Consider the following 25,381-nt stretch of genomic DNA (forward strand, 5'->3'; position numbering starts at 1 on the left):
CGGCACGCACGGAAGCGGGGTAGCGACGTGGCAGGCTGGCAGTTCTGGATCGACCGGGGCGGCACCTTCACCGACGTCGTCGCGCGCCGCCCGGACGGCCGCCTGCTCACGCACAAGCTGCTGTCCGACAACCCCGCGCGGTACGCCGACGCGGCCGTCGCCGGCGTCCACGCGCTCCTGGACGGCTCCGCCGCACCGGTCGACTCCGTCCGCATGGGCACCACCGTGGCCACCAACGCCCTGCTCCAGCGCACGGGGGAGCGGACCGTCCTGGTCGTCACCCGCGGTTTCCGGGACGCCCTGCGCATCGCCTACCAGAACCGCCCGCACATCTTCGCCCGCCGCATCGAGCTGCCCGAGCTGCTGTACGAGCGGGTGATCGAGGTGGACGAGCGGATCGCCGCCGACGGCACCGTGCTGCGCCCCGTGGACCTCGACGCCCTCGCCGGCCCGCTGCGGCAGGCGTACGACGACGGCATCCGCGCCGTCGCCGTCGTCTGCCTGCACGCCCATCTCCACCCTCAGCACGAGCGGGCCGTCGGCGCGCTGGCCGAGCGCATCGGCTTCCCGCAGATCTCGCTGTCCAGCGAGGTCAGCCCCTTGATGAAACTCGTCCCGCGCGGCGACACCGCCGTCGTCGACGCCTATCTCTCGCCCGTGCTGCGCCGCTACGTCCGCCAGGTCGCCGACGAGCTGAGCGGAGTGCGGCTGCTGTTCATGCAGTCCAACGGGGGGCTCGCCGAGGCCGGGCAGTTCCGCGGCAAGGACGCCGTGCTCTCCGGGCCCGCGGGCGGCATCGTCGGCATGGCCCGCCTGTCCCGGCTGGCCGGCTACGACCGGGTGATCGGCTTCGACATGGGTGGCACCTCCACCGACGTCTCCCACTACGCGGGCGCGTACGAACGCGTCCCGACCGTGCAGATCGCCGGCGTCCGGCTGCAGGCCCCCATGCTGGACATCCAGACCGTGGCCGCCGGCGGCGGCTCCGTGCTGCACTTCGACGGCTCCCGCTACCGGGTCGGCCCGGACTCCGCCGGCGCCGACCCCGGCCCCGCCTGCTACCGCGGCGGCGGCCCGCTCGCCCTCACCGACGCCAACGTCATGCTCGGCCGCATCCAGCCGCAGCACTTCCCCCACGTCTTCGGGCCCGGAGGCGATCAGCCCCTGGACGACGCCCTGGTGCGGGAACGCTTCACCGCCCTCGCCGAGACGATCCGCCGGCACACCGGCGACGACCGCACCCCCGAGCAGGTCGCCGAGGGCTATCTGCGGATCGCCGTCGCCGGCATCGCCAACGCCATCAAGCGGATCTCCGTGCAGAAGGGGCACGACGTCACCCGCTACGCCCTGACCACCTTCGGCGGCGCGGGCGGGCAGCACGCCTGCCAGGTCGCCGACGCCCTGGGCATCCGCACCGTCCTGGTCCCGCCCATGGCCGGTGTGCTCTCCGCCCTCGGCATCGGTCTCGCCGACATCACCGCCCTGCGCGAGCAGTCCGTCGAGGCCCCCCTGGACGAGGCCGCCCTGCCGCGGGTGATGCGCACCGCCGACGACCTGGAGCGCGCGGCCCGCGCCGAACTGCGCGCCGAGGACGTCCCCGACGAAGCCGTCCGCGTCACCCGGCGCGCCCGGCTGCGCTACGACGGCACCGACACCCCCCTGACCGTCGCCCTCACCGACGCCGCGGGCATGCGCGCGGAGTTCGAGGAGCTCCACCGCCGCACCTACTCCTTCACCCTGGACCGCCCCGTCGTCGTGGAGTCCCTCGAGGTGGAGGCCACCGGCGTCACCGAACCCCCCGACCTGTCCGCCCTCGCCCCGTGCGCCGGCGCCCCCGCGAACGGCACCCCTGCGACGACCGTCCGGCTGCACACCGGCGGAGCCTGGCGCGAGGTGCCCCTGCACCGCCGCGAGGAGCTGCCGCAGGGCGCCACCGTCACCGGCCCCGCGATCATCACCGAGGCCAGTGCGACCACCGTCGTCGACGACGGCTGGCGGGCCACCGTCCGCGCCGGCGGCCACCTGGTCATGGAACGGGTGACGGCCCCCGAGAGCGCGAAGCTGAGCACCCGGGCCGATCCCGTCCTGCTCGAGGTGTTCAACAACCTCTTCATGTCCATCGCCGAACAGATGGGGGCCCGCCTGCAGTCCACGGCCCAGTCGGTCAACATCAAGGAGCGCCTGGACTTCTCCTGCGCCCTGTTCGACCCGGACGGCAACCTGGTGGCCAACGCCCCGCACATCCCCGTCCACCTGGGCTCGATGGGAACCAGCGTCAAGGAGGTGATCCGGCGCCGCCGGGGGCGGATGCGGCCCGGGGACGCCTATGCGGTCAACGACCCCTACCACGGCGGCACCCACCTGCCCGACATCACCGTCATCACCCCGGTCTTCGACACCTCCGGCGGCGGTGACGGCGAGCGGATCCTGTTCTACGTCGCCTCCCGCGGCCATCACGCCGAGATCGGCGGCATCGCCCCGGGCTCCATGCCCGCCCGCAGCCGCACCATCGAGGAGGAGGGCGTCCTCTTCGACACCTGGCTGCTCGCCGAGGGCGGCCGCCTGCGCGAGGAGGAGACCCGCCGCCTGCTCACCTCGGGCCCGTACCCCTCCCGCGACCCCGACACCAACCTCGCCGACCTGCGCGCCCAGATCGCCGCCAACCAGAAGGGCGTCGACGAGGTCGGCCGCATGATCGAGGAGTTCGGGCTCGACGTCGTCCAGGCCTACATGAAGCACGTCCAGGACAACGCCGAGGAGGCCGTGCGCCGGGTCGTCGACGCCCTGGACGACGGCGCGTACACCTACGAGACCGACGCGGGTGCGGTGATCGAGGTACGGGTGAGCGTGGACCGCGCCGGCCGCTCGGCGACCATCGACTTCACCGGCACCTCACCGCAGCAGCCCACCAACGTCAACGCACCGCGCGCCGTCGTCGACGCGGCCGTCCTGTACGTCTTCCGCACCCTCGTCGCCGACGACATCCCCCTCAACGACGGCTGCCTGCGCCCGTTGCGCATCGTCGTCCCGCCCGGCACCATGCTCAGCCCCGAGCCGCCGGCCGCGGTCGTCGCCGGCAATGTGGAGACCTCCCAGGCGATCACCGGGGCGCTGTACGCCGCCCTGCGCGTCCAGGCGGAGGGCTCCGGCACCATGAACAACGTCACCTTCGGCAACGACCGCCACCAGTACTACGAGACGGTCGCCTCCGGCTCGGGCGCGGGGGAGGGCTTCGACGGGGCGAGCGTCGTGCAGACCCATATGACCAACTCCCGGCTCACCGACCCCGAGGTCCTCGAATGGCGGCTGCCGGTGCGCCTGGAGGAGTTCTCGGTCCGTCACGGCAGCGGCGGCGCCGGACGCTGGCGCGGCGGAGACGGAGCGGTGCGCCGCATCCGCTTCCTGGAGCCGATGACCGTCACCACGCTGGCACAGCACCGCCGGGTGCCGCCCTACGGCATGGCGGGCGGCCGGCCCGGCGCCCTGGGCGCGGCCCGGGTGGAGCGCGCGGACGGTACGGTCGTCGAACTCGCCGGAAGCGACACGGCCGAGGTCGCGGCGGGCGATGTGCTCGTCGTCGAGACCCCTGGCGGCGGGGGCTACGGCCCCGTGCCGGACGACCCTCAGCGAGCAGGAGAGACACATCGATGATCCGCGGGCGTTCCGTACCGGGCAAGGCACCCGTCGAGCCGGTCACGCTCAAGATCCTGGTGGCCGGTGGCTTCGGCGTGGGCAAGACCACCTTCGTCGGCGCGGTCAGCGAGATCAGGCCGCTGCGCACCGAGGAGGTGCTCACCGAGGCGGGCCGCCCGGTCGACGACCTCGCCGGAGTCGAGGGCAAGCGAACCACCACGGTCGCACTGGACTTCGGGCGGATCACGGTGCGCGAGGACCTGGTGCTGTATCTGTTCGGCACCCCGGGCCAGGAGCGGTTCTGGTTCATGTGGGAGGAGCTGACCGAGGGGGGGCTCGGCGCGGTGGTGCTGGCCGACACCCGCCGACTGGAGGACTGCTTCCCCGCCGTCGACTACTGCGAACGGCGCGCGATCCCGTTCGTGGTCGGCGTCAACTGCTTCGAGGGGGCCGTCCGCTACCCGGTCGAGGACGTCCGCGAGGCCCTCGACCTGGACCCGTCGATCCCGGTGGTGCTGTGCGACGCACGCGAGCGGGAGTCGGTCAAACAGGTCCTGGCCGCGGTCGTCCAGCACGCCCGGCAGCACGCGGCGGTCGCGGCCCGGCGTCAGGTCACCACCTGAGCCGCGGACACCGGGACGGCGCAGCCGACGCCGACGGCCGTCCCGGTGGATCTTCCCGGCGGACCCCCGCACCCGATATGTAGGAGACATGACATCCCTGACGCGTCTCCTGCGCACCACGGTCACCGCCGTCGCGGCGCTGCTCACCCTCACCACCGCCTCCGCCACCGCGTCCGCCGCCCCGCAGCACCACGACGATCCGCGGGCACCCGGCGACTTCGTCGCGCTCAGCAGCGTCGACCCGACGATCGTCCAGGAGATCCGCTACTTCACCCCGCACAACTTCGTCGGGGAACGCATCGACGGCTACCGGCAGCCGCTGTGCATCCTGACCCGCCCCGCCGCCGAGGCCCTGCACCGCGCCCAGCAGCAGCTGCTGCGCCAGGGCCACTCGCTGAAGGTCTACGACTGCTACCGGCCGCAGCGCGCCGTCGACCACTTCGTCCGCTGGGCCGAGGACCTCGACGACCGCAAGATGAAGGACGAGTTCTACCCGCGCGTGGACAAGACCCGGCTGTTCGAGGACGGCTACATCGCGGAGAAGTCCGGCCACAGCCGCGGCTCCACGGTCGACCTGACGATCGTCCCGCTCCCGGCGCGGCCGACCCGCCCCTACGTCCCCGGACAGCCCCTCGTGCCCTGCTACGCGCCCCAGGAGGAGCGCTTCGAGGACAACTCCCTGGACATGGGCACCGGCTTCGACTGCTTCGACACCCTCGCCCACACCCTCGACCCCCGCATCCAGGGACAGCAGCGCGCCAACCGCCTGCTGCTGAAGTCCACCCTGGAGAAACTCGGCTTCGTCAACCTCGCCGAGGAGTGGTGGCACTACACGTACCAGCCCGAGCCCTACCCGGACACCTACTTCGACTTCCCGGTCTCCCGCGCCTCCCTGCCCCCCGGCCGCTGAACGGAGGACCACCGCGAGGTACGGCCGCCGGGCGCCCGGCGAAGCGGTGATGACGGCAGACCGGCTGTGACGGAAATGTGCCTGCTGCTGATCGGATACAGTCCGCGCGTGTCCGAGAAACAGCAGCCGACTGTCACATCCGTGGCCCATTCCCACTGTTCGAGCTGCGGGGCGCCCTACGGCGAGGGCGTCTCCGGCTGGCCCCGCACCTGCCCCGCCTGCGGGGACGTCGCCTACGGCAACCCGCTGCCCGTCGCGGTGGCCCTGCAACCCGTGTACGACACCCGGGGCACCGCACTGGTCGTGATCACCCGGACCGTCGACCCCGTGGGACCGGCGCTGCCCGGCGGCTACATCGACCACGGGGAGGACTGGCGGCACGCCGTCGTCCGCGAACTGCGGGAGGAGACCGGCATCGAGGCGGCCGCCCGCGACGTACGGCTGGCCGACGCCATGAGCGCGCCCGACGGCCACCTCATCCTCTTCGGCCTGCTCCCCGAACGCCCCGCCGACACCCTGCCGCCCTCGGCCCCCACCGACGAGACGGAGGGCCGGCACCTGCTGCGCCGGCCCGCGGAGCTGGTCTTCCCCCTGCACACCCGCGCGGTACGGGCCTTCTTCGAGGGCCGGTACCTCTGACCCCGGGCCGGCCCCGCAGGCCCCGCCGCCCCGCCCCTTTCGGACGCGCATCGCGCGGGACGGCGCGCCGAGCAGGCCGCTGCGCCCCAGGCCCCGGCCCCCGCCTCGGCATCACCGGGCTCGGACCACATCCTCACGACACGGACTATCTGTGGCGCACCCTGGTGCGGGAGTCGATCACGTGGCATCGTCCGTGTCAGCCGCGTCACGCGCACACCCCGGCCCGTGCGCGGAACGACGCACACGACGCGCACAGTCCAGGAGCCGCCCCATGACGACCGCGAACCCTTCGCCGCTCTGGCAGCCCGACCCGCAGCGGATCGCCCAGGCACGGATCACGACATTCCAGGCCTGGGCGGCGGAACACCACGGCGCACCGGCCGAGGGCGGATACCCGGCCCTGCACCGCTGGTCCGTCGACGAGCTGGAGACGTTCTGGCGTGCCGTCACGGAGTGGTTCGACGTCCGGTTCAGCACCCCCTTCACCCGCGTCCTCGGCGACCGCGCCATGCCCGGCGCCCAGTGGTTCCCCGGAGCCACCCTGAACTACGCCGAGCACGCCCTGCGCGCCGCCGCGACCCGTGCGGACGAACCGGCGCTGCTGCACGTCGACGAGACCCACGAACCCCGCCCCGTGACCTGGGCCGAGCTGCGCCGCCAGGTGGGCTCCCTCGCCGCCGAGCTGCGCGCCCTCGGCGTGCGCCCCGGCGACCGGGTCAGCGGCTACCTGCCGAACATCCCCCAGGCCGCCGTCGCTCTCCTCGCCACCGCCGCGGTCGGCGCCGTGTGGACCTCCTGCGCCCCCGATTTCGGCGCCCGCAGCGTCCTGGACCGCTTCCAGCAGGTCGAACCGGTCGTGCTGTTCACCGTCGACGGCTACCGCTACGGCGGCAAGGAACACGACCGCCGCGCCGTCGTCGCCGAACTGCGCCGCGAACTGCCCAGCCTGCGCGCCGTCGTCCACATCCCCCTGCTCGGCACCGAACCCCCCGAGGGCGCCCTGGAATGGTCCGCGCTGACCGGCGCCGACACCGAGCCCGTCTTCGAACAGGTGCCGTTCGACCACCCCCTGTGGGTGCTGTACTCCTCCGGCACCACCGGCCTGCCCAAGGCCATCGTGCAGTCCCAGGGCGGCATCCTGGTCGAGCACCTCAAACAGCTCGGCCTGCACAGCGACCTCGGCCCCGGGGACCGTTTCTTCTGGTACACCTCGACCGGCTGGATGATGTGGAACTTCCTCGTCTCCGGCCTGCTGGTGGGCGCGACGATCGTCCTCTACGACGGCAGCCCCGGCCACCCCGAACCGGGCGCCCAGTGGCGGGTGGCCGAGCGCACCGGCGCCACCTTCTTCGGCACCTCGGCCGCCTACGTCATGGCCTGCCGCAAGAACGACGTCCACCCGGCCCGCGACTACGACCTGTCCCGCATCCGGTGCGTGGCCACCACCGGCTCCCCGCTGCCGCCCGACGGATTCCGCTGGCTGCACGACGAGGTCCGCGCCGACCTGTGGATCGCCTCCGTCAGCGGCGGCACCGACGTGTGCTCCTGCTTCGCCGGAGCCGTCCCCACCCTCCCGGTGTACACCGGAGAGCTGCAGGCGGCCTGCCTCGGCACCGACCTGCAGTCCTGGGACCCGGCCGGCAAGCCGCTGACCGACGAGGTCGGAGAGCTGGTCGTCACCAACCCCATGCCGTCCATGCCGATCCGCTTCTGGAACGACCCCGACGGCAGCCGCTATCACGACAGCTACTTCGCCATGTACCCCGGCGTCTGGCGCCACGGCGACTGGATCACCCTCACCTCCCGGGGCTCCGTGATCATCCACGGCCGCTCCGACTCCACGCTCAACCGCCAGGGCGTACGGATGGGCTCCGCCGACATCTACGAAGCCGTCGAGCGGCTCCCGGAGATCAAGGAATCCTTGGTCATCGGCCTCGAACAGCCCGACGGCGGCTACTGGATGCCCCTCTTCGTGCACCTGACCCCCGGGGCCGTCCTCGACGAGGATCTCGTGACCAGGATCAAGCGGACGATCCGCGAGCAGCTCTCCCCGCGCCACGTCCCCGACGAGATCATCGAGGTGCCCGGGGTCCCCCACACCCTCACCGGCAAGCGCATCGAGGTCCCCGTCAAGCGCCTGCTCCAGGGCACCCCGCTGGACAAGGCGGTCAACCCCGGCTCCGTGGACGACCTCGATCTGCTGCGCTTCTACGAGGACCTGGCCCGCACCCGCGCCAGACGTACGCGCGCCTGAACTCACGCACCGTCACCGCCACCCTCTGCCCTCCCGGCCGACGGGTGGCGGTGCGGTCACCCTGTGACCTGCACCGTCACGCCCACGTACGGTCCTCTCCCGCGGTACCGGGACGTCCTCGACGGAGGCGTTGTCAGTGCCGTCGATTACGGTGAGTGAGCATTGAGCACCGATCGACCATGTGCACAGGGGGAGACATGGCGGACACCGACCACCGGACGATGCGACGCGTCCTGCGCCAGGAGATGGCCGGCACCATCGGCCTGCTCGCCGACGAGGACGACTTCCGCGCCATGCGGCGCTACCGCAGCTTCACCTTCGACGACCACCACACCTATCTGCGACAGGTCGAAGCCCTCCTCGAAGCCCGGGCCGCACAGGGAAGTCACACCACCGTGGCCCTCCTCGACCCCGAGGAGTACGCCGCCTACTGCGCGGACACCGGCATCGACCCCGACACCCCCGCGAGCCGCGCCCGCTTCGCCGCCGAACTCGCCACCGGCGGTGCGACCGTTCCCTACGACGGCCGGCCACTCGCGGAACTCGTCCCCGACCTCGTCGACGCGGCCGTACGCCGCGCCACCTGGGAGTACGCCTCCCAGGTGCTCGCCCGGCTCGGCCGGTGCGCCGTCTGCGGGGCGGACATCGGCCACACCACGTACACACGGGCCGCGCACCTGCTCGCCCGCATCCTCGACACCGCACCACCGGGCCACCGCCACCTCGTCTGCAGTGTCACCGCCGCACCGGAGACCCTGCTCGCGGTCCTGCGCGCGGACCAGGAGGCCGACGGATCCCACCGGTTCGACGACACCGAGGCGATGGAGCTGACCGCGGTCCTCGCCGTCGGTCTCGCCACGCACCGCCCCGGCGGCCTCGTCATGCGCACCACAGCACCGGGAGCGCCGGACCGTGTCTACGGCTGGCGCCTGCGCGGCCACGGACTGGAGCCCCTGACCGCGGCCGAGGTCTTCGACGCCTACTGCACCGACATGGACTCCGGCGACCTGGTCGCCCCCGAATCCGGCGTCGACTACACCGCACCGCCCGACCTGGGCGACAGCGCGACGGCACCCCCGCACCAGCACTGAACCCCACCGACACCGCACGGCTCCGGCACCGCGGAGGCGACGCAGCGGTCCCGGCAACCGGCCGCCTCCGAGGACACAGCCGGTGAACGGACACGGCCGGTGAACGCCGTGGGGCGCTCCACTCGACGGTGGAGCGCCCCACGGACCACGGCCGTCGCCCGGCGACCCGGCCGGTCACTCTCCGGACAGCACCGCCTGCGCGGCAGCCCGCGCCTCCGCGGCGCTGTCCGTGGCCCGCGCGGCCGCCGCCGCACGCTCGCACTGCGCCAGCGTGTGCTTGGCCAGCGTCGCCCGCACGTACGGGATCGACGCCGCACCCATGGACAGGGAGGTGACGCCCAGACCCGTCAGCACACACGCCAGCAGTGGATCCGACGCGGCCTCGCCGCACACACCGCAGCTCTTGCCCTCGGCCCGCGCCGCCTCCGCGGCCATGGCCACCAGGTCGAGCAGGGCGGGCTGCCAGGGGTCCTGCAGCCGGGACACCGCACCCACCTGGCGGTCCGCGGCGAAGGTGTACTGCGCCAGGTCGTTCGTCCCCAGCGACAGGAACTCGACCTCCTGCAGCACCGAGCGCGCCCGCAGCGCCGCGGACGGCACCTCGACCATGGCACCGAACTTGGCCCGCAGCCCCGCCGCACGGCACGCGTCCGCGAACGCCTTCGCATCGGCACGGTCCGCGACCATCGGCGCCATGACCTCCAGGTGGACCGGCAGCCCCTCGGCGGCCCGGGCCAGCGCGGTCAGCTGGGTGTGCAGCACCTCCGGGTGGTCCAGCAGCGTCCGCAGCCCCCGCACGCCGAGCGCCGGGTTCGGCTCGTCGGCCGGCGTCAGGAACTCCAGCGGCTTGTCCGCGCCCGCGTCGAGCACCCGCACCACCACCCGGCCCTCCGGGAAGGCCTCCAGCACCTGTCGGTAGGCGGCGACCTGCTTCTCCAGCGACGGAGCCTTCTTGTGGTCGTCGAGGAAGAGGAACTCGGTCCGGAACAGACCGACACCCTCCGCACCGGCCTCCACGGCCGCCGCCACATCGGCCGGACCACCGATGTTGGCCAGCAGCGGCACCTTGTGCCCGTCGGAGGTGGCACCGGGACCCGTCGAGGCGGCCAGCGCGGCCTTGCGCTCGGCGGCCAGCGCCTGCAGCTGCCTCTTCCTGTCCTCGCTCGGGTCGACGAAGACCTCCCCGGTGCTGCCGTCCACCGCGATCACCGTGCCCTCGGCCAGCTCGGCCGCACCGGGCAGCGCCACCACGGCCGGCACGCCGAGCGCCCGCGCCAGGATCGCGCTGTGGCTCGTCGGGCCGCCCTCCTCCGTCACGAAGCCCAGCACGAGCGCCGGGTCCAGCAACGCCGTGTCGGCCGGAGCCAGATCCCGCGCCACCAGCACATAGGGCCGGTCGCTGTCCGGCACTCCCGGCATGGGCACGCCGAGCAGCCGCGCGACGATCCGGTTCCGCACATCGTCCAGGTCGGCCACCCGGCCGGCCAGGTACTCACCGGCACCGGCCAGCAGATCACGGTAGGCGGCGAACGCGTCGTAGACGGCACGCTCCGCCGTGCTCCCCACCGCGATGCGCCGCTCCACGTCCGCGATCAGTTCGGGGTCCTGCGCCATCATGGCCTGCGCCTCGAGCACCGCCTGGGCCTCGCCGCCGGCCAGATTGCCCCGGGCCATCAGATCGGCCGCCACCGCCTCCACGGCCCGGCGGGCGCGCCCCTGTTCACGCTCCGCCTCCTCGGCCGGAATCTGCTTGGCCGGCGGCTCCAGCACCGCCGTTCCCATGTGCCGGACCTCGCCGATCGCCACGCCGTGGCTCACACCGACGCCTCGCAGGGTTGTCTCCATGTCACCCGTCTCCGATGAGTGCGGCGGCGGTGCCGCCGCGGTGGTCTTCCTGCCGGCGCCCTCGCCGTCCCCGCCGTCCCCGCGGCGTCATGGGACGGGAAGGGGCCTCACTCCCAGACGAAGAGAACGTCGCCGACCGTCACGTCGCCGCTGTCGTGCAGGCCGGAGAGCGCCTCCGCGGTGGCCTCCAGGGCCACGACCGGGCAGACCGGGGACTTGCCCGCGGCCTCCACGTCGGCCGGGTTCCAGCGCACCACGGCCTGCCCGCGGGTCACCCTGTCCCCCTTGTTCACCAGGAGTTCGAAGCCGGCGCCGCCCAGCTGCACGGTGTCGATGCCGAGGTGGGTCAGCACCCCGTGCCCCTCGTCGTCGACGACGACGAAGGCATGGGCGTGCAGCGAGACGATCACACCGTCCACGGGAGACACGGCCTCGCACGGCTCACGCACCGGATCGATCGCCGTCCCGGGGCCGACCATGGCGCCGGAGAAGACGGGGTCCGGCACGGCGGCCAGTCCGATGGCACGTCCGGCGATCGGGGACGTCACGGTGGTCATGGGAAGCCTCCCAGGGGTGGAGATCGAAGCGGCCGTTCCCGCGGTCGTCGGACGGCACGCCTGTTGTGCAGGGTATGTCACGGTAAGTACCGGAGCCGGGCGAGAGCTTACGACAGCTTCCCTTGGTGGTCTAGACCACCAAAGAACCTCATTTGCACGGCGTCTGCCGCCCCCTGTAGAGTCGATGCCCTGCCTGGGGGCGAGAGACGCCGTCGGACGTCCTCGACCGGGTGGAACCCGATCTGTCAGATCCTATCTCGGGATCACTTTCGGCATGCCTGCCGGAGGGTGGTCAGGGAGAACGGAAAAGCCTGATAGAGTCGGAGACGCCGAAGGGAAAACGCCCGGAGGAAAGCCCGAGAGGGTGAGTACGAAGGAAGCGTTCGTTCCTTGAGAACTCAACAGCGTGCCAAAAGTCAACGCCAGATATGTTGATGCCCCGTCTGCCGAAACTTCGGTTTCGGTGACTGGGTTCCTTTGAAAACACAGCGAGGACGCTGTGAACCGGAGGAATTATTCCTTCCTCTGGTTCCGCTCCCGTGTGTGTGAACCGGATCACCGGTAGGCATTCACGGAGAGTTTGATCCTGGCTCAGGACGAACGCTGGCGGCGTGCTTAACACATGCAAGTCGAACGATGAAGCCCCTTCGGGGGTGGATTAGTGGCGAACGGGTGAGTAACACGTGGGCAATCTGCCCTGCACTCTGGGACAAGCCCTGGAAACGGGGTCTAATACCGGATACGACCCAGGACCGCATGGTCTCTGGGTGGAAAGCTCCGGCGGTGCAGGATGAGCCCGCGGCCTATCAGCTTGTTGGTGAGGTAACGGCTCACCAAGGCGACGACGGGTAGCCGGCCTGAGAGGGCGACCGGCCACACTGGGACTGAGACACGGCCCAGACTCCTACGGGAGGCAGCAGTGGGGAATATTGCACAATGGGCGCAAGCCTGATGCAGCGACGCCGCGTGAGGGATGACGGCCTTCGGGTTGTAAACCTCTTTCAGCAGGGAAGAAGCGCAAGTGACGGTACCTGCAGAAGAAGCGCCGGCTAACTACGTGCCAGCAGCCGCGGTAATACGTAGGGCGCAAGCGTTGTCCGGAATTATTGGGCGTAAAGAGCTCGTAGGCGGCTTGTCGCGTCGGTTGTGAAAGCCCGGGGCTTAACTCCGGGTCTGCAGTCGATACGGGCAGGCTAGAGTTCGGTAGGGGAGATCGGAATTCCTGGTGTAGCGGTGAAATGCGCAGATATCAGGAGGAACACCGGTGGCGAAGGCGGATCTCTGGGCCGATACTGACGCTGAGGAGCGAAAGCGTGGGGAGCGAACAGGATTAGATACCCTGGTAGTCCACGCCGTAAACGGTGGGCACTAGGTGTGGGCAGCATTCCACGTTGTCCGTGCCGTAGCTAACGCATTAAGTGCCCCGCCTGGGGAGTACGGCCGCAAGGCTAAAACTCAAAGGAATTGACGGGGGCCCGCACAAGCGGCGGAGCATGTGGCTTAATTCGACGCAACGCGAAGAACCTTACCAAGGCTTGACATACACCGGAAACATCCAGAGATGGGTGCCCCCTTGTGGTCGGTGTACAGGTGGTGCATGGCTGTCGTCAGCTCGTGTCGTGAGATGTTGGGTTAAGTCCCGCAACGAGCGCAACCCTTGTCCCGTGTTGCCAGCAGGCCCTTGTGGTGCTGGGGACTCACGGGAGACCGCCGGGGTCAACTCGGAGGAAGGTGGGGACGACGTCAAGTCATCATGCCCCTTATGTCTTGGGCTGCACACGTGCTACAATGGCCGGTACAAAGAGCTGCGATACCGTGAGGTGGAGCGAATCTCAAAAAGCCGGTCTCAGTTCGGATTGGGGTCTGCAACTCGACCCCATGAAGTCGGAGTCGCTAGTAATCGCAGATCAGCATTGCTGCGGTGAATACGTTCCCGGGCCTTGTACACACCGCCCGTCACGTCACGAAAGTCGGTAACACCCGAAGCCGGTGGCCCAACCCCTTGTGGGAGGGAGCTGTCGAAGGTGGGACTGGCGATTGGGACGAAGTCGTAACAAGGTAGCCGTACCGGAAGGTGCGGCTGGATCACCTCCTTTCTAAGGAGCACTTCTTGGCTGCTTCGGCAGTCCAGAGGCCAGTATGTGAGCGAGTGTCTCGCACTGGTTGCTCATGGGTGGAACGTTGACTATTCGGCATTCGTGGCTTGCTTGCACGGTTAGTACTGCTCTTCGGGGCGTGGAACGCGGGTGTGAGGGCTGGGGATGTCGGGCACGCTGTTGGGTCCTGAGGGAACGAGGTTTTCCTCAGTGCCGGCCCCGGTGTAGGTCTGCGGAAGTGGGCTGTGACGGGTGGCTGGTCGTTGTTTGAGAACTGCACAGTGGACGCGAGCATCTGTGGCCAAGTTTTTAAGGGCGCACGGTGGATGCCTTGGCACCAGGAACCGATGAAGGACGTGGGAGGCCGCGATAGGCCCCGGGGAGTCGTCAACCAGGCTTTGATCCGGGGGTGTCCGAATGGGGAAACCCGGCAGTCGTCATGGGCTGTCACCCGCTGCTGAACACATAGGCAGTGTGGAGGGAACGCGGGGAAGTGAAACATCTCAGTACCCGCAGGAAGAGAAAACAACCGTGATTCCGGGAGTAGTGGCGAGCGAAACTGGATGAGGCCAAACCGTATGCGTGTGAGACCCGGCAGGGGTTGCGTATGCGGGGTTGTGGGGTTGCTCTTCCACGGTCTGCCGGCCGTGGGGCGAGTGAGAAACCGTATGGATAGGCGAAGGGCATGCGAAAGGCCTGGCGTAGAGGGTAAGACCCCCGTAGTCGAAATCTGTGCGGCTCGCTTGAGTGATTCCCAAGTAGCACGGGGCCCGAGAAATCCCGTGTGAATCTGGCGGGACCACCCGCTAAGCCTAAATATTCCCTGGTGACCGATAGCGGATAGTACCGTGAGGGAATGGTGAAAAGTACCCCGGGAGGGGAGTGAAATAGTACCTGAAACCGTGTGCCTACAAGCCGTGGGAGCGTCGCTGGCGGGTTTTCCCGTCAGTCGTGACTGCGTGCCTTTTGAAGAATGAGCCTGCGAGTTTGCGGTGTGTTGCGAGGTTAACCCGGGTGGGGTAGCCGTAGCGAAAGCGAGTCCGAAGAGGGCGTTTGAGTAGCACGCTCAAGACCCGAAGCGGGGTGATCTAGCCATGGGCAGGTTGAAGCGGAGGTAAGACTTCGTGGAGGACCGAACCCACCAGGGTTGAAAACCTGGGGGATGACCTGTGGTTAGGGGTGAAAGGCCAATCAAACTCCGTGATAGCTGGTTCTCCCCGAAATGCATTTAGGTGCAGCGTCGTGTGTTTCTTGCCGGAGGTAGAGCACTGGATAGGCGATGGGCCTTACCGGGTTACTGACCTTAGCCAAACTCCGAATGCCGGTAAGTGAGAGCGCGGCAGTGAGACTGTGGGGGATAAGCTCCATGGTCGAGAGGGAAACAGCCCAGAGCATCGACTAAGGCCCCTAAGCGTGCGCTAAGTGGGAAAGGATGTGGAGTCGCAGAGACAACCAGGAGGTTGGCTTAGAAGCAGCCATCCTTGAAAGAGTGCGTAATAGCTCACTGGTCTAGTGATTCCGCGCCGACAATGTAGCGGGGCTCAAGCGTACCGCCGAAGTCGTGTCAATCCAGCATGTGGGTTAACGCCCGCTGGGTTGGGTAGGGGAGCGTCGTCTGCCGGGTGAAGCAGCCGTGGAAGCGAGTTGTGGACGGTTGACGAGTGAGAATGCAGGCATGAGTAGCGATTCACACGTGAGAAACGTGTGCGCCGATTGACCAAGGGTTCCTGGGTCAAGCTGATCTGCCCAGGGTAAGTCGGGACCTAAGGCGAGGCCGACAGGCGTAGTCGATGGATAACCGGTTGATATTCCGGTACCCGCTGTGAAGCGCCCGACATCGAATCCAGTGATGCTAAGCCCGTGAAGCCGCCCGTCTTCAGCTTTGCTGTTGGTGGGAGTGGTGGAGCCGGTGGCCCGAGCTGGTAGTAGGTGAGTGATGGGGTGACGCAGGAAGGTAGTCCATCCCGGGCGGTGGTTGTCCCGGGGTAAGGGTGTAGGACGGTGTGTAGGTAAATCCGCATGCCATTGAGTCTGAGACCTGATGCCGAGCCGATTGTGGTGAAGTGGATGATCCTATGCTGTCGAGAAAAGCCTCTAGCGAGTTTCATGGCGGCCCGTACCCTAAACCGACTCAGGTGGTCAGGTAGAGAATACCGAGGCGTTCGGGTGAACTATGGTTAAGGAACTCGGCAAAATGCCCCCGTAACTTCGGGAGAAGGGGGGCCAGTCCTGGTGGTGGGCCTTGCGCTCGGAGCTGGGGTTGGCCGCAGAGACCAGCGAGAAGCGACTGTTTACTAAAAACACAGGTCCGTGCGAAGCCGTAAGGCGATGTATACGGACTGACGCCTGCCCGGTGCTGGAACGTTAAGGGGACCGGTTAGCTGGCTTTCGGGCCGGCGAAGCTGAGAACTTAAGCGCCAGTAAACGGCGGTGGTAACTATAACCATCCTAAGGTAGCGAAATTCCTTGTCGGGTAAGTTCCGACCTGCACGAATGGCGTAACGACTTCTCGACTGTCTCAACCATAGGCCCGGTGAAATTGCACTACGAGTAAAGATGCTCGTTTCGCGCAGCAGGACGGAAAGACCCCGGGACCTTTACTACAGTTTGATATTGGTGTTCGGTTCGGCTTGTGTAGGATAGCTGGGAGACTGTGAAGCCTGGACGCCAGTTCGGGTGGAGTCGTCGTTGAAATACCAGTCTGGTCGTGCTGGATGTCTAACCTGGGTCCGTGATCCGGATCAGGGACAGTGTCTGATGGGTAGTTTAACTGGGGCGGTTGCCTCCTAAAGGGTAACGGAGGCGCCCAAAGGTTCCCTCAGCCTGGTTGGCAATCAGGTGTTGAGTGTAAGTGCACAAGGGAGCTTGACTGTGAGACCGACGGGTCGAGCAGGGACGAAAGTCGGGACTAGTGATCCGGCGGTGGCTTGTGGAAGCGCCGTCGCTCAACGGATAAAAGGTACCCCGGGGATAACAGGCTGATCTTCCCCAAGAGTCCATATCGACGGGATGGTTTGGCACCTCGATGTCGGCTCGTCGCATCCTGGGGCTGGAGTCGGTCCCAAGGGTTGGGCTGTTCGCCCATTAAAGCGGTACGCGAGCTGGGTTTAGAACGTCGTGAGACAGTTCGGTCCCTATCCGCTGTGCGCGTAGGAGTCTTGAGAAGGGCTGTCCCTAGTACGAGAGGACCGGGACGGACGAACCTCTGGTGTGCCAGTTGTTCTGCCAAGGGCATGGCTGGTTGGCTACGTTCGGGAGGGATAACCGCTGAAAGCATCTAAGCGGGAAGCCTGCTTCGAGATGAGGGCTCCCACCCACTTGATGGGGTAAGGCTCCCAGTAGATGACTGGGTTGATAGGCCGGATCTGGAAGCCAGGTGACTGGTGGAGGTGACCGGTACTAATAGGCCGAGGGCTTGTCCTCAGGTGCTCGCGTTCACTGTGTTGGTTCTGAAGCAATGAACAGCCGATGGCTGGTTGGTTGATTGTTTCATAGTGTTTCGGTGGTCATAGCGTAGGGGAAACGCCCGGTTACATTCCGAACCCGGAAGCTAAGCCTTACAGCGCCGATGGTACTGCAGGGGGGACCCTGTGGGAGAGTAGGACGCCGCCGGACTATTTTTGGAGCTCTGGCTCCTGGGCAAGAACAGCCCGGGAGCCAGAGCTTTTTTACGTTGCGGTAAGGTCAGGAGGCAATGTCGTCCCATTCCTCCAGGAGGCTCCCGGGTGGAGGTCCAGGAGACCCGGATCCAGACAGACCGGGTCCTCACCGTCCCCAACATCCTCAGCATGGCACGGCTCGTCGGCGTGCCCCTCTTCCTGTGGCTGATTCTCAGGCCTGAGTTCGGCGGCCCCGAGAGCGACGGCTGGGCGCTGCTGGTGCTCGCCCTGAGCGGCGTCAGCGACTATCTGGACGGCAAGCTGGCCCGCCGGTGGAACCAGATCAGCAGCCTGGGCCGGCTGCTCGACCCCGCGGCGGACCGCCTCTACGTCCTGTCCACCCTCGTCGGGCTGACCTGGCGCGACATCCTGCCGATCTGGCTGACCGCGGTCCTCCTGGCCCGGGAATTGATGCTTCTCGTGGCCGTCGGCGTGCTCCGCCGCCACGGCTACCCGCCGCCCCAGGTCAACTTCCTCGGCAAGGCCGCGACCTTCAGCCTCATGTACGCCTTCCCCCTGCTGTTGCTCAGTGACGGAAGTGGATGGATCCCGTCACTCGCTGCTATTTTCGGATGGGCGTTCGCCGGATGGGGTACGACGCTCTATTGGTGGGCAGGAGTCCTCTACGTGGTTCAAGTCCGCCGCCTGGTCCGTGCGGACGCCATGGCCGACTGAACTCGCCATTCCAGCAGCCGTGACGGGCTCCGATGGCTCGCCTCGAAAAAGTGCGGGACAATCGGGACGGGTGACGTCGGCTAGATCGTCGTCTCTTGGAGGAGGACGCTTCCGACATGAAGGCCGTCGTGATGGCCGGAGGAGAAGGCACGCGCCTTCGTCCGATGACCTCGAGCATGCCGAAGCCGCTGCTGCCAGTGGCCAACCGGCCGATCATGGAGCATGTGCTGCGGCTGCTCAAAAGGCATGGGCTCAACGAGACCGTCGTCACAGTGCAGTTCCTCGCGTCGCTTGTCAAGAACTACTTCGGTGACGGCGAAGAACTCGGCATGGAACTGACCTATGCCAACGAGGAGAAGCCACTCGGTACCGCCGGAAGCGTCAAGAACGCCGAAGAGGCGCTGAAAGACGATGCCTTCCTGGTGATCTCCGGCGATGCGCTGACCGACTTCGACCTCACCGATCTCATCCGGTTCCACAAGGAAAAAGGCGCCATGGTGACGGTGTGCCTCACCCGGGTGCCCAACCCTCTGGAATTCGGTATCACCATCGTCGATGAAGAAGGCAAGGTCGAACGCTTCCTGGAAAAGCCGACCTGGGGACAGGTCTTCTCCGACACCGTCAACACGGGCATCTATGTGATGGAGCCGGAGATCTTCGACTACGTCGAGCCCGACGTCCCCGTCGACTGGTCCGGCGACGTCTTCCCGAAGCTGATGAAGGAAGGCAAGCCCATCTACGGCTATGTCGCCGAGGGCTACTGGGAGGACGTCGGCACCCACGAAAGCTATGTGAAGGCGCAGGCCGACGTGCTGGAGGGCAAGGTCGACGTCCAGCTCGACGGCTTCGAGATCTCGCCCGGCGTCTGGGTCGCGGAGGGAGCGGAGGTGCACCCCGACGCCGTGCTGCGCGGGCCTGTCTACATCGGCGACTACGCCAAGGTGGAGGCCGGCGCAGAGATCCGCGAGCACACGGTCATCGGCTCCAACGTCGTCGTCAAGAGCGGCGCCTTCCTGCACAAGGCCGTCGTCCACGACAACGTCTACATCGGCCAGCACAGCAACCTGCGCGGCTGCGTCGTCGGCAAGAACACCGACATCATGCGTGCCGCACGCATCGAGGACGGCGCCGTCATCGGCGACGAATGCCTCATCGGTGAAGAATCGATCGTGCAGGGCAATGTGCGGGTCTACCCGTTCAAGACGATCGAGGCCGGTGCCTTCGTCAACACCTCCGTCATCTGGGAATCGCGCGGCCAGGCCCACCTGTTCGGCGCCCGTGGTGTCTCCGGCATCCTCAACGTGGAGATCACCCCGGAGCTCGCCGTACGCCTCGCCGGTGCCTACGCGACGACCCTGAAGAAGGGCGCCACCGTCACCACCGCCCGCGACCACTCCCGGGGCGCCCGCGCCCTGAAGCGTGCCGTCATCTCCGCGCTCCAGGCCAGCGCCATCGACGTCCGCGACCTGGAGAACGTGCCGTTGCCCGTCGCCCGCGAACAGACCGCGCGCGGCAGCGCCGGCGGCATCATGATCCGCACGACGCCCGGTGTGCCGGACTCGGTGGACATCATGTTCTTCGACGGGCAGGGCGCCGACCTGTCCCAGGCCGGGCAGCGCAAACTGGACCGGGTCTTCGCCCGCCAGGAGTACCGGCGGGCGTTCCCCGGCGAGATCGGCGACCTGCACTTCCCCTCCAGCGTCTTCGACTCCTACACCGGTTCGCTGCTGCGCAACGTCGACACCACCGGGATCGCCGAGTCGGGGCTGAAGGTCGTCGTGGACGCCTCCAACGGCAGCGCCGGCCTCGTCCTGCCGAGCCTGCTGGGCAAGCTCGGCGTCGACTCCCTGACCATCAACCCCGGCCTGGACGAGTCCCGGCCGACGGAGACCGAGGAGATGCGCCGCAAGGGCCTGGTGCGGCTCGGCGAGATCGTCGCGTCCTCCGGGGCCGCCTTCGGTGTGCGGTTCGACCCCGTCGGCGAGCGGCTGTCGCTGGTCGACGAGAAGGGCCGCATCATCGAGGACGACCGGGCGCTGCTGGTCATGCTCGACCTGGTCGCGGCGGAACGGCGCAGCGGCCGGGTGGCGCTGCCGGTGACCACCACGCGGATCGCCGAACAGGTGGCCGCCTACCACGGCACCCAGGTCGAGTGGACGACCACCTCGCCGGACGACCTGACGCGGGTCGGCCGTCAGGAGGGCACGATCTTCGGCGGCGACGGCAAGGGCGGGTTCATCGTCCCCGAGTTCAGCAGCGTCTACGACGGCACGGCGGCCTTCGTCCGGCTCATCGGGCTGGTGGCCCGCACCCAGCTCACGCTCAGTCAGATCGACGCCCGGATCCCGCGCGCCCACGTCCTGAAGAAGGACCTGGCCACGCCGTGGGCGGTCAAGGGCCTGGTGATGCGCACCGTGGTGGAGGCGGCCGGCGACCGGCACGTCGACACCACCGACGGTGTGCGGGTCGTCGAGAGCGACGGCCGCTGGGTCATGGTGCTGCCGGACCCGGCCGAGGCGGTCACGCACCTGTGGGCCGAGGGGCCGGACGACGCCTCCGCCCAGGCGCTGCTCGACGAGTGGTCCGCGGTGGTCGACAGCGCCGGACGCTGACCCGGACCGAGCGGTGACGGCCGGCGCGCGGGACGGTGCCCGTGCGCCGGCCGTCCGTGCGGACGGCACCCGGTGACCGGACGGACAGCACGCACGTGCCGGACAAGTGCCCCTGCAACGGGCCTGTCCGGCACGCCGGTGGGGCCGTTCGATGGACCGGCCGGGCACGTGCGACGATGTGCGGCATGCCGCAGCAACCCCTCGATCGGCGTACCCCCGCGCGGCCTTCCCGTCCGGACGCCTCCATGTCGTTGATCACCAACGTGATGGATCACAGCCTCGACGACGGCTACGCCGAGGCAGCCGCACGGAAGAAGGACCCCGGCGGGCGCGGCCTGCCGAAGACCCTGCGCGCACGGCTGGTGCTGGCCGGCGGTCTGGTGCTGGCCGCCGCGGTCGTGACCCTGGGGGCCGCACAGGCACGTGAGGCGGCTCCCGTGGTCGCCAAGGAGCGTCAGGAACTGATCGACCGCATCGACCGGGAGACGGCCTCGGCGGACAAGCTGCAGCGCAGTGTCGACGCGCTCCGCGCGGACGTCGGCGCGCGGCAGCGCCAGGCCCTGAGCCACAGCGGCGACGACGCGGGCGCCGACCTCGTGGGCGTCCTGTCGGGCGCCACGGCCGTGCACGGGCCGGGCGTCAAACTCGTCGTCGACGATGCCAAGGAGGCCTCCACCGGCGGTGACGGGGATCCCCGGATCTCGTCCGGGTTCTCCGACACCGGCCGGGTGCGCGACCGGGACATGCAGCGGGTCGTCAACGGACTGTGGCAGTCCGGGGCCGAGGCGATCGCCATCAACGGGCAGCGGCTGACCGCCCTGTCGGCGATCAGGGCCGCGGGAGACGCCATACTGGTCGACAACAGGCCGCTGGTGCCGCCGTACACGGTGCTCGCGGTGGGGGACGGGCAGCGGCTGAGCAGCCGGTTCCAGAACAGTGCCGACGGGCTGTACCTGCACGCGCTCCAGGACGACTACGGCATCCGTACCGCGATCTCCGTGGAGAACGACCTGAAACTGCCCGCCGCACCGACTGTGATCTTGCGCACCGCACAGCCGGCCGGGACGTCCGCACAGCCGAACGCACAGAAGACTGAGAAGGGCACATCGTGATCGCCGTACTGGGCCTCATCGTGGGAGTCGTGGCCGGACTGTTGGTCCGGCCCGAGGTTCCAGCGGTCGTCGAGCCGTACCTGCCGATCGCCGTCGTGGCGGCGCTGGACGCCGTCTTCGGCGGGTTGCGGGCCATGCTCGACGGCATCTTCGACGACAAGGTGTTCGTGGTGTCGTTCCTGTCGAACGTGGTCGTCGCCGCGCTGATCGTGTTCCTGGGCGACAAGCTGGGAGTCGGAGCCCAGCTGTCCACCGGCGTCGTGGTCGTGCTCGGCATCCGTATCTTCTCCAACGCCGCGGCCATCCGGCGGCACGTCTTCCGGGCGTGAGAGAACGATGAGCGACGCGAAGGAACTGCCCGGCGCCCAGCCGGTGCCCACCCCGCCCGACCACCGCGACAACAGGCTGCGCAGGGAACTGCCCCCGGAGGTGCCCGGACGGGCACCCGAGGAGGCCGTCGGGGCCGGCGAGGACCCGCAGCCCGAGCCGACCGGTCGGCAGCGCCTGGTCCAGGGGCTGTGGCCGCCGCGCTTCACGCGCAATCAACTCGTCGTCGCCCTGCTGCTGTTCGGCCTGGGCTTCGGTCTGGCGGTGCAGGTCGCCTCCACCAGTGACAGCAGCAGCGCGCTGCGGGGCGCCCGTCAGGAGGATCTTGTGCGGATCCTCGATGAACTGGACGACCGCACACAGCGTCTTGAGGACGAGAAGCAGGGTCTCGAAAAACAGCGCCAGGAGCTGGAGAACAGCTCCGACCAGGCCGAGGAGGCCCGGAAGCAGACGCTCGAGAAGGAGAGGCAACTCGGCGTGCTGGCAGGCACGGTGGCCGCGCAGGGACCCGGCATCACCATGACGATCGAGGACACGAAGGGGACGGTCCAGGCGGACATGCTGCTCGACGCGATACAGGAGCTGCGCGCGGCCGGAGCGGAAGCCATCCAGGTCAACGGGGTACGCGTGGTCGCGAACACGTACCTGACGGACTCCGGCAAGAACGTGGACGTCGACGGGAACAAGATCGAAGCGCCGTATCGTTTCAAGGTCATCGGCAAACCGCAGGACCTGGAACCGGCGCTCAACATCCCTGGAGGCGTGGTGCAGACGCTGGAGAAGGAGCAGGCCACCGTGAGCATCGAGCGGTCGGACAAGATCGTCGTGGACGCCTTGCGAGCGGCGGAGCAGCCTGACTACGCTCGGTCGTCCGCCCGGTGACCCGGGGGCGCATGACGACCGTCCGGCGAGGGCATGAGGTTGCGGGGGGTCGGCGCACCGGCTCGACGGTGCGTGATGGAAACTGTCCGGTGGACACGGACGTTGTGAGGATGTCCGGTTCGACCGGCCTATGCAGTCAGGGTTCGTCCTGCCCCACGGGCGGGTCTGTTTCGGTCAAGGGGAATCGCCCGTGAAGTTGTTTGCGAAGTTGTTCGGCAAGAGCGCGCGAGAGGACGGCGGCAACGCGACCGCCCGCCACCGCGCCCAGCCCGATGCGGAAGGCCAGCGTCCGCTCTTCCGCGACCAGGTCCCGGGGCCGGCCGGAGGCAATTCCGGCACACCGGGCGCGGCGTCTGTTGACCCTGCCCAGGCCGGCGGCATAGGTTTCGGCCAACCGTCAACCTCACGCACGGGTGGAGGGCTTGCCACCGACCCGTACGCGTCACCCGCCCCGGCGGGGCAGCCGCGGCAGGAGGATCCGTCCATGTCCGCCCTGGTCTGTTCGCGGTGTGCGCACCACAACGCGGAGGACAGCCGCTTCTGCTCCCACTGCGGTGCGCCGCTGCGGCCCGGTGCCGTGCCGGAGCGTGCGTCGGAGACGACGTCGACGATCTCCATCTCCGGCCTGGAGGCCTACGACTCGGAGAGCACCGGCCAGACGCCGATGCTCTCGCCGGAGGCCCTGGCCGCAGTGGAGGCGCTGCCGGCCGGATCCGCGCTGCTGGTGGTGCGCCGCGGCCCGAACTCCGGCAGCCGCTTCCTGCTGGACGGCGAGGTGACCACGGCGGGGCGTCATCCGGAGAGCGACATCTTCCTGGACGACGTGACGGTCTCGCGTCGCCACGTGGAGTTCCGTCGCGGTCCGGACGGCGTGTTCAAGGTGGCCGACGTCGGCAGCCTGAACGGCACCTACGTCAACCGGGAGCAGATCGACGAGGTCGCCCTGTCCAACGGTGACGAGGTGCAGATCGGCAAGTACCGGCTGGTCTTCTTCGCGAGCCGGCAGGGCTACTGAACCTGCCGGTGCCCGGCCGGCCTGTCCTCCATCCGGCCAGACCCCAGGGAAGGTCCATGCTTCGAACACCGAGCGGTGGCGTCGGCAACGGCGCCACCGCCGCGGACGGCGAGCTGATGAGCATCGGCACCGTGCTGAACGTGCTGCGCGAGGAGTTCCCCGAGGTCACCATCTCCAAGATCCGTTTCCTGGAGTCGGAGGGGCTCGTCGAGCCGCGGCGGACCCCGGCGGGGTACCGCAAGTTCAGCGCCGAGGACGTCGAGCGGCTCGGCCGGGTGCTGCGGATGCAGCGGGACCACTACCTGCCGCTGAAGGTCATCCGCGAGTACCTGGACGCCGTCGAGCGCGGCGAGGCCGTCCAGCTGCCGGTCCTGGGCCGGCAGCGCGACGGCGAGCCGCTGCCGGCGCCCTCGGGGGCACCCCCGGGGGCCCGGATCGGGCGGGACGAGCTGCTCGAGGCCGCGGAGATCGCGGAAGGCGAGCTGGAGGAGTGGGAGTCCTGGGGGCTGCTCACCCCGATGGAGGACGGCGCCTACGACGCCGATGCGGTCACCGTGGCCTCGCTGGTGCGGGCCCTGGGCGGCTTCGGCATCGAGCCGAGGCACCTGCGGCTGATGAAGGCCGCCGCGGACCGGGAGGCCGGGCTGGTCGAGCAGGTCGTGGCGCCGCTCAGGCGGCACCGCAATCCGCAGACCAGGGCGCATGCCGAGGCCCGGGCCAAGGAGCTGGCGGCGCTGACCCTGAAGCTGCACTCCGCGCTGGTGCAGAGCGCCCTCGGGGTGCGGCTGCCCTGAGCAGGCGGCGTCCGTGCGACCGGATCGCCGTCCCGGTCCCGGCCCGACTACCCAAACGTCCCGGCATCGGCCTAGGGTTGCTGTGTGAACGAGCTCGATGTCGTAGGTGTCCGGGTCGAGATGCCCTCCAACCAACCGATCGTGCTGCTGCGTGAAGTGGGAGGCGATCGGTACCTCCCCATCTGGATCGGACCGGGGGAGGCGACGGCGATCGCCTTCGCCCAGCAGGGGATGGCCCCTGCGCGACCGCTGACCCACGACCTGTTCAAGGACGTGCTGGAGGCCGTCGGCCAGGAACTGACCGAAGTACGGATCACGGATCTGCGGGAAGGCGTCTTCTACGCGGAGCTGGTCTTCGCCAGCGGAGTCGAGGTGAGCGCGCGGCCGTCCGACGCCATAGCGCTGGCCCTGCGCACCGGCACGCCGATCTACGGCAGTGAGACGGTCCTCGACGACGCGGGCATCGCCATCCCCGACGAGCAGGAGGACGAAGTGGAGAAGTTCCGCGAATTCCTCGACCAGATCTCGCCGGAGGACTTCGGCACCAGCAACCAGTGACCGCCGGGGGCCGCCGCCGGCCGCACGGTCACAGGCGGTGACCGGGGGGACCCGTCCGGCCCCCGGACGGCATTCGGCTAGCCTTTCCCCGCGGTGAGG

Annotated in this window: 15 protein-coding genes, 3 rRNA genes and 1 pseudogene; 17 read left to right on the forward strand and 2 right to left on the reverse strand. The window is 68.6% G+C overall.

Annotated features, from left to right (window positions below; translation table 11 throughout):
* Positions 1 to 27: 27 nt before the first annotated feature.
* From OG899_RS22870 to OG899_RS22895, 6 genes and pseudogenes are all read left to right on the forward strand, one after another.
* Positions 28 to 3,664 (forward strand): annotated as a pseudogene (locus tag OG899_RS22870) (hydantoinase B/oxoprolinase family protein); the annotation flags it as partial.
* Positions 3,648 to 4,256: an ATP/GTP-binding protein gene (locus tag OG899_RS22875; protein WP_125500102.1), complete on the forward strand. Its 609-nt coding sequence runs from the start codon at positions 3,648 to 3,650 to the stop codon at positions 4,254 to 4,256. The pseudogene OG899_RS22870 and the gene OG899_RS22875, both read left to right, overlap by 17 nt.
* 88 nt (positions 4,257 to 4,344) lie before the next feature.
* The gene (locus OG899_RS22880) at positions 4,345 to 5,166 is read left to right on the forward strand and encodes a M15 family metallopeptidase (RefSeq protein WP_168130701.1); all 822 of its coding nucleotides are present in this window, start codon (positions 4,345 to 4,347) and stop codon (positions 5,164 to 5,166) included.
* Positions 5,167 to 5,274: 108 nt separating this feature from the next.
* Complete coding sequence (locus tag OG899_RS22885) at positions 5,275 to 5,805, forward strand: NUDIX domain-containing protein (RefSeq protein WP_229813824.1); 531 nt, start codon at positions 5,275 to 5,277, stop codon at positions 5,803 to 5,805.
* 271 nt (positions 5,806 to 6,076) lie between these two features.
* Positions 6,077 to 8,059, forward strand: a complete 1,983-nt coding sequence (locus OG899_RS22890) for an acetoacetate--CoA ligase (protein WP_168130700.1) — start codon at positions 6,077 to 6,079, stop codon at positions 8,057 to 8,059.
* A gap of 197 nt (positions 8,060 to 8,256) precedes the next feature.
* A complete protein-coding gene (locus OG899_RS22895; RefSeq protein WP_125500099.1) occupies positions 8,257 to 9,150 on the forward strand; it encodes a hypothetical protein in 894 nt (297 codons plus the stop codon).
* A 174-nt stretch (positions 9,151 to 9,324) separates the two neighbouring features.
* Here the strand turns inward: OG899_RS22895 and ptsP are convergent, their stop codons facing one another.
* Both ptsP and OG899_RS22905 read right to left on the reverse strand, forming a co-directional pair.
* Positions 9,325 to 10,995 carry a phosphoenolpyruvate--protein phosphotransferase gene (gene ptsP, locus OG899_RS22900; RefSeq protein ID WP_168130699.1) on the reverse strand — a complete coding sequence of 557 codons (1,671 nt, stop codon included), beginning with the start codon at positions 10,993 to 10,995 and terminating at the stop codon, positions 9,325 to 9,327.
* A 107-nt stretch (positions 10,996 to 11,102) separates the two neighbouring features.
* On the reverse strand, positions 11,103 to 11,552 hold the full coding sequence (locus OG899_RS22905) for a PTS glucose transporter subunit IIA (protein WP_125500097.1): 450 nt from the start codon (positions 11,550 to 11,552) through the stop codon (positions 11,103 to 11,105).
* Positions 11,553 to 12,120: 568 nt separating this feature from the next.
* Here OG899_RS22905 and OG899_RS22910 point away from each other — a divergent pair.
* From OG899_RS22910 to OG899_RS22960, 11 genes are all read left to right on the forward strand, one after another.
* Positions 12,121 to 13,648, forward strand: a 16S ribosomal RNA gene (locus OG899_RS22910).
* Between the two features lie 299 nt (positions 13,649 to 13,947).
* Positions 13,948 to 17,071: ribosomal RNA gene (locus tag OG899_RS22915) — 23S ribosomal RNA — on the forward strand.
* A 75-nt stretch (positions 17,072 to 17,146) separates the two neighbouring features.
* A 5S ribosomal RNA gene (rrf, locus tag OG899_RS22920) occupies positions 17,147 to 17,263 on the forward strand.
* Together the 16S, 23S and 5S rRNA genes form the textbook arrangement of a ribosomal RNA operon.
* 110 nt (positions 17,264 to 17,373) lie before the next feature.
* Positions 17,374 to 17,982: a CDP-alcohol phosphatidyltransferase family protein gene (locus OG899_RS22925; RefSeq protein ID WP_125500282.1), complete on the forward strand. Its 609-nt coding sequence runs from the start codon at positions 17,374 to 17,376 to the stop codon at positions 17,980 to 17,982.
* 116 nt (positions 17,983 to 18,098) lie between these two features.
* Positions 18,099 to 20,594, forward strand: coding sequence for a mannose-1-phosphate guanyltransferase (locus OG899_RS22930; protein WP_125500281.1), 2,496 nt, complete (start codon positions 18,099 to 18,101; stop codon positions 20,592 to 20,594).
* A 176-nt stretch (positions 20,595 to 20,770) separates the two neighbouring features.
* A complete protein-coding gene (locus OG899_RS22935) occupies positions 20,771 to 21,706 on the forward strand; it encodes a DUF881 domain-containing protein (RefSeq protein WP_125500280.1) in 936 nt (311 codons plus the stop codon).
* Positions 21,703 to 22,035, forward strand: a complete 333-nt coding sequence (locus OG899_RS22940) for a small basic family protein (protein ID WP_006134295.1) — start codon at positions 21,703 to 21,705, stop codon at positions 22,033 to 22,035. Before OG899_RS22935 ends, OG899_RS22940 begins: the two co-directional genes overlap by 4 nt.
* A gap of 7 nt (positions 22,036 to 22,042) precedes the next feature.
* A complete protein-coding gene (locus OG899_RS22945; protein ID WP_125500279.1) occupies positions 22,043 to 22,915 on the forward strand; it encodes a DUF881 domain-containing protein in 873 nt (290 codons plus the stop codon).
* A gap of 130 nt (positions 22,916 to 23,045) precedes the next feature.
* Positions 23,046 to 23,930, forward strand: coding sequence for an FHA domain-containing protein (locus tag OG899_RS22950; RefSeq protein WP_125500278.1), 885 nt, complete (start codon positions 23,046 to 23,048; stop codon positions 23,928 to 23,930).
* A 56-nt stretch (positions 23,931 to 23,986) separates the two neighbouring features.
* A complete protein-coding gene (locus tag OG899_RS22955) occupies positions 23,987 to 24,724 on the forward strand; it encodes a MerR family transcriptional regulator (protein ID WP_125500277.1) in 738 nt (245 codons plus the stop codon).
* An 84-nt stretch (positions 24,725 to 24,808) separates the two neighbouring features.
* Positions 24,809 to 25,282, forward strand: coding sequence for a bifunctional nuclease family protein (locus tag OG899_RS22960; RefSeq protein ID WP_125500276.1), 474 nt, complete (start codon positions 24,809 to 24,811; stop codon positions 25,280 to 25,282).
* Positions 25,283 to 25,381: the final 99 nt, after the last annotated feature.

Source organism: Streptomyces thermoviolaceus (genome assembly GCF_045209695.1).
Taxonomy (GTDB): Bacteria; Actinomycetota; Actinomycetes; order Streptomycetales; family Streptomycetaceae; genus Streptomyces; species Streptomyces thermoviolaceus.